Source organism: Phreatobacter aquaticus, assembly GCF_005160265.1.
In the GTDB taxonomy this organism is placed as follows: Bacteria; Pseudomonadota; Alphaproteobacteria; order Rhizobiales; family Phreatobacteraceae; genus Phreatobacter; species Phreatobacter aquaticus.
On record NZ_CP039865.1, the window covers coordinates 838,311 to 850,722 of the forward strand.

A 12,412-nucleotide genomic window follows, 5' to 3' on the forward strand; every position below is an offset into this window, starting at 1 on the left:
GCGAGAGAACTCGATGCTACGCGCTGGATCAGGTCGGATCGCCTGAGGCGAGATACCAGTCCATGATCTCGCGGCCCTGCATGAACACCACTTCGGGCCGGCGGCTGAGCTCAACGAGCAGCTCCTCGATCACGCCGATCCGGTGCGGGACGCCGGTGATGTAGGGATGGATGGCGAAGGACATGACCTTCGCGCCGCCCAGCGGGCCGGCGCTTGTTGCTTCCGCGATCAGTCGATCAACCTGGGCCAGCGCACGATCGATGAACTCGCGCGCCTGGTGGTGCTGGATCATGATCAGCGGCACGTCGTTGATCTCGACCGAATACGGCATGGTCAGCACCGGACCGGCGGCCGTTGCGAGCCGGCACGGCAGGTCGTCGGCCACCCAGTCGGCAATGTAGCGAATGCCGGCAGCCGCCAGATGGTCCGACGTTTCCATCGTCTCGGTGAGGCCGGGTCCAAGCCAGCCGACGATCGGATGGCCGGCAAAGGCGCCGAGCGTCTCGAGCGTCTTGAGGATCATCGCCTTCTGATCCTCGATCCGGTGGGTCGGCACCTGGTGCCAGCCATGGCCCATGAACTCCCAGCCGGCATCGCGCATGGCGCCGGCAATGCGCGGATAATCGACCACAACCGACCCGTTGATCGACACGGTCGGGCGGATGCCGTGCCGCTCGAAGGCTTCGAAGAAGCGCCAGAAGCCGACGCGCATTCCGTATTCGTGCCAGGCCCAGTTGGCGATATCCGGCTGGAGTGCAGCCCCTGTGGGCGCCACCAGCACCTGCCGGGGCATCGGGTTCTCGATCCGCCAGTTCTCGACATTGATCACCGGCCAGATCGCCACCGCCTTGCCGCCGGGCAGATGGATCTTCGGCCGGTCGATGGAGGCGCAGTAGGGCAGACGCTCTTCGGGACGCATATGGATCAGGCTGCCTTCTTGCCGTGATGGCTATGGAGCTTGGCGCTCAGCACGCGGCGGATATCGTTGAACTCGGGGCTCGCCACGTCGCGCGGCCGGATCAGCTCCAGCCGGTTGTCGCTCTCGATCCGGCCGGGTCCCGGCGTCATCACCACCACCCGGTCGGCGAGGAAGATCGCCTCCTCGATGGCATGGGTGACGAAGACGACCGTCAGGCCGGTGCGCTGCCAGATCTCCAGCAATTCGTCCTGCAGGCGCTCGCGCGTCATCGCGTCGAGCGCGCCGAACGGCTCGTCCATCAGCACCACTTCGGCATCATTGGCGAGGACTCGGGCGATCGCCACGCGCTGCTTCATGCCGCCGGAGAGCTGGTGCGGATAGGCGTTGGCGAATTTCGTCAGGCCGACCAATTCGATGAACTTGTCGACCGTCTCCTTGACGACGCTGCGCGGCAGGCCGCGCGACTGGGGACCGAAGCCGATATTCTCGCGGACCGAGAGCCACGGGAATAGCGCATAGTCCTGGAACACCATGCCGCGCGTCGGATCGGGGCCGGCGATCGCCTTGCCCCACATCAGCGCCTCTCCGGATGTGGGCTGCTCGAACCCGGCGATGATCCTGAGCAGCGTGGACTTGCCGCAGCCGGACGCCCCGATCAGGCAGATGAACTCGCCCTTGCGGATGGTGAGGTTCGCGTCCGACAGCGCGTTGATCGTCTGGTCCTGCAACGTGAAGACCTTGGATACGCCCTTGATCTCGACGATCGGCGTCTTGGATTCAGCCATGATGGGTCGGGCTCCATGCGAGCATGCGATTGCCGATCATCACCACGATCCGGTCCGACACATAGCCGGCGAGGCCGATGATGATCATGCCGCAGATGACGAGTTCGGTGCGGGAGAGCGTGCGGCCATCCATGATGACGGCGCCGAGGCCCTGCGGGACGCCGGTCATCTCGCCGACGACGATGACGAACCAGGCAAGGCCGAGACCGAGCCTCAGGCCGGTGAAGATCGAAGGCAGGGCGGCCGGCAGCACCACCTTGTAGAACTGGGCATTGCCCTCGCAGCCGAGCATGGACGCCGCCTCGAACAGCTTCGGGTCGACATTGCGCACCCCGAACACCGTGTTGAGCAGGATCGGATAGAAGGCGCCAAGGCAGACCAGCGCAAAGGCCGAGCGCGGGCCCAGACCGAACAAGATCATCGAGAGCGGCAGCCACGCGGTGACGGGAATGGGCCGCATCACCTGCAGGACGGGGTCGAGCAGCATCCGCGCGGTGGGGATGCGGCCGATCATCATGCCGATCGGCAGGGCGAACAGGGCTGCCAGCGCGAAGCCGCCATAGACCCGGCTCATCGAGGCGAACAGGTGCTGCAGCAGCGTTGCGGAGAAGGCGTCGTCATAGATGCCGCCGACCGCGAAATCGATCATGTACTCGCCAACCTCATAGGGCGTCGGAATGAGGCGGGTCATCCGAAGTCCGGTGGTCACCTGCCAGAACAGGAGAAGCAGCGCCGGCACGATCAGCGCGAGCACGGTCGGCTTGATGCGGCGCCAGAATGCCGAGCCCGCGCTCGGGCGTACCGCTGCGCTGGTCGCAGCGACAGGCTGGGTCTCGGCAATCGTCATGGGTATCGGTCCTCTGCTGAAACGATCGCGCCGCCCCTGTGACAGGGCGGCGCGCTGTGGCAGGCGTCAGGCCGTGGCGACGGCGTTCGAGAAGGTCGGGTTCAGGAACGTGTCGAAGTTCGGCAGCTGGCGGATCTGGCGCAGCGACAGCATCTGCTGCGCATAGGTCTTGGCCTGGCCGAGAACCGTCTCGTCGAGCTTCCAGACATATTCGACATTGTTGGCGCCGAGAGCCTGGTCGACCGCCGTGCGGTTGGCACCGAGCTTCTGAACCGTCGTCTCAGCCACCACCTGCTTGTTGGCCATCATGAACTCCACCGACTTGCGATGGATCGTCAGCATGGTCTTGATCAGGTCGGGGCTGGACTTCACCGTGTCCTCGTGGGTGCCGAAGATCATGTTGAGGCCACCCATGGCGGTGCCGTAGGGATATTCGACCAGCTGGCCGACACCCGACGAGATCGACAGGCCCGGGCCCGGCTCGGCGCCGACATAGGCGTCGATGTCGCCGCGCGACAGCATGGCGTGCATTTCGCCGAAGGGAACGCGCACGGCGGTCACGTCGCGGATCGACAGGCCTTCCATGCGCAGGCGCTCCATGATGAACACCTCCTGCGTGGAGCCCGGCCAGATACCGATGCGCTTGCCCTTCAGGTCCTTGACGGTGCGCACATCGGAACCCGCCTTGGAAATGACGCCCATGCCCTTGTTGGACAGCGCACCAACCACGACCACCGGCTCGCCTGCGGCGGCGCCCAGGATGGCGGCGGCAATGCCAAAGGTTCCGAAATCGACAGACTTGGTGACGACGGCATTCTTGCCGTCGGTCGGGCTGTCGAAGGTGATGATCTCGATCTTGATGCCCTCGGGCGCGAAGCGCTCGTAGAAGTGGGGCGGCATCGAGTGGATGAGGCGCAGCGCGCCCATCTTGATGGTCCGCGGTGTCTGGGCCGAGACGATCGAGGGGGCGGCGAGCGCGCCGGCGGCCATGCCGGCTCCGATGATGAATTGACGACGACGGATCATGACGTGACTCCAGGACGAGAGGTTGCAGTCTGATGGGGCAGGGTTCGGGTACGCCGGGGGTTGGCTCCCGTGCGATGCTTGGTGAAGGTCATGCGGCTTTGCCCGCGAGATGGGCGATGAAGGCGCGCCAGCCGCCATGCGCGGTGATCTCCTCGGCGCCCACGAGCCCTTCGGGTTCCACCAGGAAGCCCTTGGGCCGCGTGCCATCGGCGAGCCGCAACGTGCCGATGCCGAGTGGCGACGGGATGCCGGCGACGAACCGGCCAAAGCCCGCGGCCGGAAGGCTCCAGACCTCGCAGGCGATGGCCGCACCCGTGCCATCGGCGACCCGGATCAGGCCCGGCCGCTTCGGCGGCCCACCGGCCAGCGCGTAGAGCCGATAGTCGGCCGTGGTCGCGGCCGGGCGCACAAGAACGCCTCCGAGCGCGGTCAACTCATGGTTCAGCGCCATGCCCGAGAGATGCGCACCGACAACCACGATTTCGATCAGATCGTCCACGCGACGTCTCCTCAGGCCGCGGCCGAACGGGCGGCATATCGCCCGTCGGTCAGCGCTTGTTCGAAAGGCAGGGCAAAGGCGGCAAGCGCGGCATCCGCGCCGCGCGGGCCCACAAGCGTGACGCCGGCGGGAAGACCGTCCGTCCGCCAGGGACCGGGCACGGCAAGCGCTGCCAGATCCATCAGGTTGACGAAATTGGTGTAGGTCCCGAGCCGGCTGTTCGGCCCGATCGGATCGGCGGCGAGATCGGCCAATGTCGGGAAGACCGGATTGGTCGGGACGACGAGTGCGTCGATCGACTGCCAGACAGGTTCGGCCGCGCGGCGCAGATCGGCGAGACGGTACAGCGCCCGGAAGGCGTCGGTGGCGCTGAACTTGCCCGCATTGCCGATGATGGCCGCTGTCACCGGATGCAGAGCCTCGGGCGAGCGCGCCATGAAGTCGCGGATCGCGGCGTGGCGCTCGGCAACCCAGGGCCCTTCATAGAGCAGCCGCGCCACCTCGAAGAAGGGCGTCATGTCGATCTCGATGACGCTCTCGGCGCGTGGCAGCAGCGTCTTGAGGGCGGCGTCGAAGGCCGACGTCATGGCGGTATCGCCGAAGAACAGCCGATCGGCAGCACGCGGCACGCCGAGACGGCGGATCGGCCGGGCGGAGAACGGTTCGTCGTCCACGACCGGCCGGGAATAGGCATCCTCGGCGTCGAACCCGCGCATCACGCCATAGACGCGGAAGGCGTCCTCGATCGTCTGGGCAAAGACCGAGACGCAGTCGAGTGTCCGGCAGGCAGGGACCACGCCGCGCGTCGAGACCGCACCGAGCGAGGGCTTCAGACCGACAATGTCATTGAGGGCAGCGGGCACGCGCCCCGAACCAGCCGTGTCTGTGCCGAGAGAGAAGGCGACGATGCCCTGCCCGACGGCGACCGCGGAGCCGGAACTCGATCCGCCGGGAACCCGCGTGGGATCGATGGCATTGCGCGGCACCGGATAGGGCGACCGCACGCCAACAAGCCCCGTCGCGAACTGGTCGAGATTGGTCTTGCCCATGACGATGGCGCCCGCCGCGACCAACCGCTCGACGGCAGTCGCCGAACGCGTGGGGACGTAGGCAAAGGCCGGACAGGCGGCCGTGGTCGGCAGCCCCGCGACATCGATATTGTCCTTCACCGCGAAGGGCACGCCCCAGAGCGGAAAGCGCACGGGATCGTAGGGTGGCAGTGCTGCGCAGGCGGCCAAGGCCTCGGCCTGCGGCACGAGATGAATGAAGATCCCGGGATCATCGACCGAGGCGAGCCGCGCATAGGCAGCTTTCACCGCTACCTGCGGGTCACCGCCGCCGGCATAGGCTTCGTGCAGATCCTTGATCGTTACTCGGTATGCAGGCATGGCCCTGGCGCGCGTTTGTTCGCCAGGTGCTTCGCAATGCCCATGCCAATCGGCCAGGTGGCGGTGTTGCCGCGCATCGATGCCAGGTGAAGTCGGGCCCGATCACGTCAGAAACGGCCGATTCTTGCACTTTGGTGGGTCAGACGGCCGCTTTGCCCCGACATTGACTGCCTGGGGAGCCGCCTCTCTGGGACCCTCACGATTGTATGCAATAAGCCGGTGATCATGATTTAATGCCTACAAATTAATCATTACGCCTAGCTTTAGACAGGCGCCGGCGCGCGGGAGAGGACATCCCAGGCCTTGGCCGAGAGCCCGATATGCTGCCGCATGGCCGAGGATGCACGGTCACCATCGCCGCGCTGGATCGCCTGGACGATCGCGTCATGTTCGTGATGGGAGTGGGCCAGGCGGTCGCGGCCCTCGAACTGTGCCCGGCGGAACGGCGCCAGCCTGCGCCGGGTCGCGGACGCCATCTCGGCGAGATAGGCATTGCCCGAACCCCGATAGATGGCGACGTGAAACTCGACATTGGCGGCGCTGTAGCCCGGCAGGTCGCCTTCGCGCACGAGTGCCGACATGGACTGATGCAGGCTCTCGAGCGCGAGCCGGTCGGAGCGGATCATGTTGACGGCACAGAGCGCAGCCGACAGCGCCTCAAGTTCGCCCATGACCAGGAACATGTCGGTCAACTGGGCGCGGTCGGGCTTGGCCACCACCGCCCCGCGATGGGGACGGATCTCCACCAGACCAGACGACGACAATTGGCGCAGCGCCTCGCGCACCGGTGTCCGCGACACCGAATATTCGGCCGCAAGCTGGACCTCGTCGAGCGCCGAGCCCGGCGGCAGGCGGCCGGTGACGATCGCCTCGGCGAGCCGGGTCTGCAGTTCTTCCGAACGGGTCGACTTCACCGGGGAGATGCGTGGCGCGACAATCACGGAGGGACCGTCATTCATGGCAGGATCACCGGCAGGCCAAGGCGCAGCGGCCCGACCTGCAGCCGGCCTTCGCTGGCGCGCAGCGTCAACAGCCGGCCGGGCCGGCCCTCCACATCGGTCGGGCGACTGGCCATGGTCACCGCACCGAGTGCAATCGGCCCGAGTGAGGCGCGCAGGCCCGAGGCCTCAAGGGCGCTTTCGATATTGGCGACCCTGAGCTCCACCTGGCCGTCGGGGCGACCGTCGGCGGTCAGCCGCAGAGTGCCCTTGGCCAGCCCGAGCGCGTCGCCCTGCGCGATCCTGAGAAGGATGAGGTCGATCGATCCGCCCGCCGCCTGCCACTGCCGCGGCGGCAAAGGCTGCGGCCGGCTGGCGGTCCGCAGCAGCTTGCGGGCAATGAGCTGCACTTCGGTATCAACCGGCGGCGAAGTCTGGCTCGCAAACACCGCACCGGTGAGCTTCGAGACGACGTCGACGCTGAGCGGGTCGGTCTGGTTTGGCTTGGTATGGAACTCGCCCCGCACGGCCTTGAGCACGGGTGCGCCGTCGCGAGTCACGACAACATCGTCGAGCACGAAGCTCGAATTGTCGTAGCCGCCGATATTCAGCTGGGCGGAGGCCTGTGCCAGCCGCCAGTTGCCGGTGACGACCGAGGCATCCGCCTCGTTTGCCATGGTCATCGGGCCCGTCGCCTCGGCGATCACATGACCAGGGCTCCAGATCTGCGACGTCACGTGAAGCCGCTCGAAGCGATAGGTCTGATAGGGCCGCGCCTCGTCGCGCATCTCGACCACCGGCTTGAGGCAGGTGATTTCCATGCGGAACGGATAGCCGCCATTGCGGCGCTCGCCGCAGGTGATCACCCGCCCATTGGCCGCCTCGCTCGCCAGCCAGCGCTCGATGACCTCCTCGGCCCGCCCGGAGCCCCAGTGCCAGACACCTGTCCAGCCCCCCACCAGGAGGGCGATCAGCAGGATCGGCAGGATGATGGTGCGCAGTCGGGGCATCGGAACCATCCGGTGTTGTTCTTGCGTCGCGAGGGCCGGACCTATACCAGAACCGGCTTCGGAACTCCTACAGTCGATAGCGCTCCGCATGACCGGTGAAAACGGCGATCTTTGGGTCTTCGGCTATGGCTCGCTGATGTGGCGCCCCGGCTTCGACTTCGTCGAGCGCCATCAGGCCCGTCTGATCGGGCTGCATCGCTCGCTCTGCGTCTATTCCCACTATCACCGCGGCACGCCGGAGCGGCCGGGTCTGGTACTCGGGCTCGACCGGGGCGGCGCCTGCCGCGGCATTGCATTCCGCGTGGAGGAGGCCAAGCGCGAGGCCACCATCGCCTATCTGCGCGAGCGCGAACAGGTGACCTCTGTCTATGTCGAGGTGGAACGCATGGTTACCCTGGCGGTGCCAGGCGAGCCGCGGGTGCGCGCCCTCACCTACATCATCGACCGGGGGCATGCACAATATGCCGGGCGCCTGTCCCCCGAGGAGCAATTGCACTTCATCCGATCGGGCCACGGCCATTCGGGCCCCAACCCCGAATATGTCCGCAACACCGTCGCTGCGATCGAGGAATTCGGCTTCCGCGATGCCGGACTGCACTGGCTCGCGTCCAGGCTCTGAGGCGGCTAGAGCGCCTCGCCCTTGAGCAAGCGCGGCACGTCGCCTGTGATGCCGGCTGCCTGACGAATGAAGAACCGCTTCAGGCCCGGCATGCGATCGACCAGCCCCAGGCCCAGATCGCGCACGAAGCGCAGCGGGTCGGATCCGTTTGAGAACAACCGGTTGAGCCCATCGGTGGTCGCGCCCATCAGCACGGTGTCGAAACGGCGCCACCGCTGATAGCGGTCGAGCACGTCGGGGCTGCCGACATCGAGCCCGAGGCGCGCGGCATCGGCGATGCACTCGGCCAACGCCGCGATGTCGCGGAAGCCCAGATTGATGCCCTGGCCGGCGATTGGATGGATCACATGGGCCGCATCCGCCAGCAGGGCCAGACGATCGGCCACGAAGCTGCGGGCGACCTGCAAGCGCAGCGGATAGGCGCGCGGCTGGTCCAGCACCTCCACCGTGCCGAGCTTGAAACCGAAGCGGCTCTCCAGTTCGTCCTGGAACAGCACGCGCGGCAACGCGCAGAGCCGCTCGGCGCGCGCGGTCTCCTCGGTCCAGACAATCGACGACCGGCGCCCGGTCATCGGCAGGATGGCGAAGGGCCCGGCTGGCAGGAAATGCTCCTCGGCCCGGCCGCCATGGTCATATTCGTGGGCGACAGTGCAGACGATACCCGACTGATCATAACCCCAGCCGACGGTCTGAATGCCGGCGGCCTCGCGCAAGCGCGACCGGGCGCCATCGCAGGCGGCAACCAGCGACGTCTCGATCGAGCCTCCATCGGCGAGACGGACGGTCGCGCCACCAGGCGAGGCCTGAACCTCTTCCATGCCGACGGCCAGCAATTCGACACCCAGGTCGCGGGCCCGGTGCCATAGCGCCGTGGTCACCGCGACATTCGGGATCATGTGGGCGAACGGCTCGCCGGGCGCGACCTCGCCATCGAATGTCAGGAAGATGGGCCGCACGACATCCGTGGTCCGGCTGTCGGTCACAACCATGTCGATGATCGGCTGGGCCTCAGGGGCGATCGCATCCCAGGCTCCCACTGCCTCGAACATACGGCAACCTGCCACCGCGAAGGCAGAGGCGCGTCCATCCGGTTTCGGGGCCTCGGCAAGGACCGGGTCGGTCACGACGATGCGAAATGTCGGACCCAGCGCATGTTTGAGCACGACAGCGAGCGACAGGCCGGCAAGCCCCGCTCCGGCGATCACGACATCCGCGCGGCGCGGCATGGACGGCAAGTCGGTCATGGCGGCGGTCTAGCCGAAACCGGCCAGCCTGGCGAGGCCCCAAATGGTCGCGCCAAACGCCTGGATCGCGTCACGCATCTCCGATTTGACGCGGATCAACGCCGCGATTCACTGCCGGGCCTAAAGACACGCCCGTTGCATGACATTGGAGACAATGGCGGAATCCGTCATGCCGCGCAGAACACTGCGCGACCAGATGATATCGTCCGCTGCCGCTCAGGAGCTGACGGCGAGATTGACGGCTTTCGGCCCCTTGCCGCGCTTGTCGGGCTCAAGTTCGAACGAGAGCTTTTGACCCTCGGCGAGACTTGCAAGCCCCGAGCGCTGGACGGCCGAGATGTGGACGAAGATGTCCTTGCCCCCGTCGTCCGGCTTGATGAAGCCGTAGCCTTTTTCAGTATTGAAGAATTTGACGGTACCCGTCATCGACATGCCGGTCAGCCTTTCCGAATGCACTGCCGGTTCCGCACGATTGCGAACCTGCCGGGCTCCGGACCAGGAATATCCGCGTGGTTTCGGCCCCCCTCACGAGACCTAGCCGCCGCCAGGTCCTTGCCGCCCGAACCTGAGAGCCGAGGAAAAGCGTAACTCGGAAAATCGGCGATGCACAGTCCCTTTATCGCCGATTGACGTAAGTTTTCGTAGCGTCAAGGGAGTCGTTTCTCTGGGCTCCAAAGAAGACTGGGCGCAGGGCACGCTGGATATACGCCATGACGTGACATTCTCGTCGGTCGTGCAGATCGCCAGGCGCTCCCCGGATGGGGTTCGCAGACAGATTGTCTGACCGATTGTCCAGTCCTGCCCGGCGGCGCGGCAAGTGCAGGCCGGCAGTGTCACGGGCGGCCCGGGCGTGAAGGGTTGGCGACGCGGCGCCTCCCCGGTCTCGGCCATAGCCGACCCGGCCAGCACGGACGCAACGAGGAGCAGGCCCGATCGGCGCATGAAGTGAATTTACCACCCGCCGCCGCCGGCTCCAAGCGCGGATGCTGCGGCCTATCGGTCAGGCCGAGCGGCGGGCGACCAGCATGTAGTTGACGTCGAGGTCCGATGTCGTCTGCCAGGCATCCCGCAGCAGATTGTACCAGACACCCATACGGTCACTGACAACGAGCCCGGATTGCTCGATGGCGCCGGCAAGCTCGGCCGGCGTTACAAAGCGATCCCATTCGTGCGTCCCGCGCGGCAGCCATCGCAGCACATATTCGGCACCGACAATGGCCAGCGCATAGCTCTTCAGCGTCCGGTTGATCGTCGCCATGACCAAAAGCCCACCGGGCTTCACCATCGCGCAGCAGGTCTTCACGAACAGATCGACATCGGCGACATGCTCTACCACTTCCATCGCGAGCACGATATCGAACCGCTCTCCGCTCGCGTCGAGGTCTTCCGCCGTGGTGCAGCGATAGTCGACGGCAATGCCGGACTGCTGCGCGTGGAGCTTTGCCGTCTCGATATTGGTGCGAGCGGGATCTGCCCCCACCACATCGGCGCCCATACGGGCAATCGGTTCGCAGAGCAGACCGCCGCCGCAACCGATATCCAGCACCCGCAGACCCGTAAGCGGCGTCAGCGAGCGCGGATCGCGGGCGAAGACCGCCGCCGCCTGGTCGCGAATATAGGCGAGCCGGACGGGGTTAAACTTGTGCAGCACGCCCATCTTCCCCTTGGGGTTCCACCATTCGGCGGCAAGGCGCGAGAACTTTTCGATTTCAGCGGCGTCGAGGGTCTGGGCGGTCATTGGTTCACCGGTCCGGATGGCATGATCGGTCGCAAGCGGGCGCGCACGCGTTGCCATACCCCCGATCGGTCGTTATGCATACGCGCCTTTTTATCCAGGAGGCGCCGCGAGGCGCCGGAAGCCGTCAAGATACCATGCCCCGTCTCGTGATGAAGTTCGGCGGAACCTCCGTCGCCAATGTCGACCGCATCAAGAACGTCGCGCGCCACGTCAAACGTGAAGTGGAGGCGGGCTATCAGGTCGCCGTCGTGGTTTCCGCCATGTCCGGCAAGACCAATGAGCTGGTCGGTTGGTGCAAGGAGGGCGATGCCTTCTACGACCTCGCCGAATACGACACCGTGGTTGCCTCGGGCGAACAGGTCACGTCGGGCTTGCTGGCCATCGTGCTGAACCAGATGGGCATCAAGGCCCGCTCCTGGCAGGGTTGGCAGATCCCGCTGATCACCGATTCCGCCCATTCGGTCGCTCGCATCGCCGATATCCCCTCGGCCAATCTCGATGCCGCCTTCGCGAATGGCGAGGTCGCGGTCATCTCCGGCTTCCAGGGCGTCGACCGCGAGACCAACCGCATAACCACGCTGGGCCGCGGTGGCTCGGACACGTCAGCTGTCGCCATTGCCGCGGCCATCAAGGCCGAGCGCTGCGACATCTACACCGACGTCGATGGCGTCTACACCACTGACCCGCGCATCGTTCCGAAGGCCAAGCGCCTCGACAAGGTCGGCTTCGAGGAAATGCTGGAAATGGCATCCCTCGGCTCCAAGGTGCTGCAGGTCCGCTCCGTCGAACTCTCGATGGTCCACGGCGTGCGCACCTATGTGCGCTCGTCGTTCGACGATCCCGAAAACCCGCAACTAGGCACTCTCATCTGCGACGAGGAGGAAATCGTGGAAAAGCAGGTCGTCACCGGCATCGCCTTCTCCAAGGACGAGGCTCAGGTGAGCGTTCGCGCCGTCGCCGACAAGCCCGGCGTTGCCGCGGCGATCTTCGGCCCGCTGGCTGATGCCAATATCAACGTCGACATGATCGTGCAGAACGTCTCGTCCGACGGCGCCACCACCGACATCACCTTCACCTGCCCGGGCGCCGAGCTGGACCGCGCGCGCAAGGTTCTCTCCGAAGCCAAGGACAGCATCGGCTACAAGGCGCTGGAGACGGCCTCCGATGTGGTCAAGGTCTCGTGCATCGGCGTCGGCATGCGCAGCCATGCGGGCGTCGCGGCCAAGGCCTTCAAGGCGCTGTCCGAGAAGGGCATCAACATCCGCGCCATCACGACGTCGGAAATCAAGTTCTCGGTGCTGATCGACGCCGCCTATACCGAGCTTGCCGCCCGCACGCTGCACTCGCTCTACGGTCTCGACAAGGCCGCGTGAGGAAAGGCCCCGGCTTGCCGGGGCCC

General features: G+C 66.0%; 11 protein-coding genes and 1 pseudogene. 2 read left to right on the top strand and 10 right to left on the bottom strand.

Annotated elements, in window-relative coordinates:
* Positions 1-28: 28 nt before the first annotated feature.
* From E8L99_RS03830 to E8L99_RS03860, 7 genes and pseudogenes are all read right to left on the bottom strand, one after another.
* Positions 29-919 (bottom strand): polysaccharide deacetylase family protein, encoded by an 891-nt coding sequence (locus E8L99_RS03830; protein WP_137098301.1) that lies wholly within the window; start codon positions 917-919, stop codon positions 29-31.
* A 5-nt stretch (positions 920-924) separates the two neighbouring features.
* On the bottom strand, positions 925-1,704 hold the full coding sequence (locus tag E8L99_RS03835; RefSeq protein ID WP_137098302.1) for an ABC transporter ATP-binding protein: 780 nt from the start codon (positions 1,702-1,704) through the stop codon (positions 925-927).
* A complete protein-coding gene (locus tag E8L99_RS03840) occupies positions 1,697-2,551 on the bottom strand; it encodes an ABC transporter permease (protein ID WP_137098303.1) in 855 nt (284 codons plus the stop codon). The genes E8L99_RS03835 and E8L99_RS03840 overlap by 8 nt, the downstream gene beginning before the upstream one ends.
* A 66-nt stretch (positions 2,552-2,617) precedes the next feature.
* Complete coding sequence (locus E8L99_RS03845; protein ID WP_137098304.1) at positions 2,618-3,577, bottom strand: ABC transporter substrate-binding protein; 960 nt, start codon at positions 3,575-3,577, stop codon at positions 2,618-2,620.
* A gap of 88 nt (positions 3,578-3,665) precedes the next feature.
* Positions 3,666-5,464, bottom strand: a pseudogene (gene atzF, locus E8L99_RS03850) (allophanate hydrolase).
* Positions 5,465-5,727: 263 nt separating this feature from the next.
* Positions 5,728-6,423, bottom strand: coding sequence for a GntR family transcriptional regulator (locus E8L99_RS03855; protein ID WP_137098305.1), 696 nt, complete (start codon positions 6,421-6,423; stop codon positions 5,728-5,730).
* Positions 6,420-7,412 (bottom strand): DUF2125 domain-containing protein, encoded by a 993-nt coding sequence (locus tag E8L99_RS03860; protein ID WP_168201560.1) that lies wholly within the window; start codon positions 7,410-7,412, stop codon positions 6,420-6,422. Before E8L99_RS03860 ends, E8L99_RS03855 begins: the two co-directional genes overlap by 4 nt.
* Positions 7,413-7,500: 88 nt before the next feature.
* Here E8L99_RS03860 and E8L99_RS03865 point away from each other — a divergent pair, with 88 nt between their 5' ends.
* On the top strand, positions 7,501-8,031 hold the full coding sequence (locus E8L99_RS03865; RefSeq protein WP_137098307.1) for a gamma-glutamylcyclotransferase: 531 nt from the start codon (positions 7,501-7,503) through the stop codon (positions 8,029-8,031).
* Positions 8,032-8,036: 5 nt separating this feature from the next.
* On the opposite strand, the gene E8L99_RS03870 is transcribed toward E8L99_RS03865, so the two are convergent.
* The 3 genes from E8L99_RS03870 to ubiG form a co-directional block, all read right to left on the bottom strand.
* On the bottom strand, positions 8,037-9,257 hold the full coding sequence (locus tag E8L99_RS03870) for a ubiquinone biosynthesis hydroxylase (protein WP_137101943.1): 1,221 nt from the start codon (positions 9,255-9,257) through the stop codon (positions 8,037-8,039).
* 234 nt (positions 9,258-9,491) lie between these two features.
* Positions 9,492-9,707, bottom strand: a complete 216-nt coding sequence (locus E8L99_RS03875) for a cold-shock protein (RefSeq protein WP_137098308.1) — start codon at positions 9,705-9,707, stop codon at positions 9,492-9,494.
* A 568-nt stretch (positions 9,708-10,275) separates the two neighbouring features.
* Positions 10,276-11,013, bottom strand: coding sequence for a bifunctional 2-polyprenyl-6-hydroxyphenol methylase/3-demethylubiquinol 3-O-methyltransferase UbiG (gene ubiG, locus E8L99_RS03880; protein ID WP_137098309.1), 738 nt, complete (start codon positions 11,011-11,013; stop codon positions 10,276-10,278).
* A gap of 134 nt (positions 11,014-11,147) precedes the next feature.
* Between ubiG and E8L99_RS03885 the strand changes: the two genes are divergently transcribed.
* Entirely contained in the window at positions 11,148-12,386 is a 1,239-nt protein-coding gene (locus tag E8L99_RS03885) for an aspartate kinase (protein ID WP_137098310.1), read from the top strand.
* Positions 12,387-12,412 lie beyond the last annotated feature (26 nt).

What these genes read in the sequence shown, in the direction of transcription:
- ubiG (WP_137098309.1), bottom strand. Translation starts at nt 11,013, where the DNA reads ATGACCGCCCAGACCCTCGACGCCGCTGAAATCGAAAAGTTCTCGCGC.
- E8L99_RS03855 (WP_137098305.1), bottom strand. Translation starts at nt 6,423, where the DNA reads ATGAATGACGGTCCCTCCGTGATTGTCGCGCCACGCATCTCCCCGGTG.
- E8L99_RS03845 (WP_137098304.1), bottom strand. Translation starts at nt 3,577, where the DNA reads ATGATCCGTCGTCGTCAATTCATCATCGGAGCCGGCATGGCCGCCGGC.
- E8L99_RS03865 (WP_137098307.1), top strand. Translation starts at nt 7,501, where the DNA reads ATGACCGGTGAAAACGGCGATCTTTGGGTCTTCGGCTATGGCTCGCTG.
- E8L99_RS03835 (WP_137098302.1), bottom strand. Translation starts at nt 1,704, where the DNA reads ATGGCTGAATCCAAGACGCCGATCGTCGAGATCAAGGGCGTATCCAAG.
- E8L99_RS03875 (WP_137098308.1), bottom strand. Translation starts at nt 9,707, where the DNA reads ATGTCGATGACGGGTACCGTCAAATTCTTCAATACTGAAAAAGGCTAC.
- E8L99_RS03840 (WP_137098303.1), bottom strand. Translation starts at nt 2,551, where the DNA reads ATGACGATTGCCGAGACCCAGCCTGTCGCTGCGACCAGCGCAGCGGTA.
- E8L99_RS03870 (WP_137101943.1), bottom strand. Translation starts at nt 9,257, where the DNA reads ATGCCGCGCCGCGCGGATGTCGTGATCGCCGGAGCGGGGCTTGCCGGC.
- E8L99_RS03860 (WP_168201560.1), bottom strand. Translation starts at nt 7,412, where the DNA reads ATGCCCCGACTGCGCACCATCATCCTGCCGATCCTGCTGATCGCCCTC.
- E8L99_RS03885 (WP_137098310.1), top strand. Translation starts at nt 11,148, where the DNA reads ATGCCCCGTCTCGTGATGAAGTTCGGCGGAACCTCCGTCGCCAATGTC.
- E8L99_RS03830 (WP_137098301.1), bottom strand. Translation starts at nt 919, where the DNA reads ATGCGTCCCGAAGAGCGTCTGCCCTACTGCGCCTCCATCGACCGGCCG.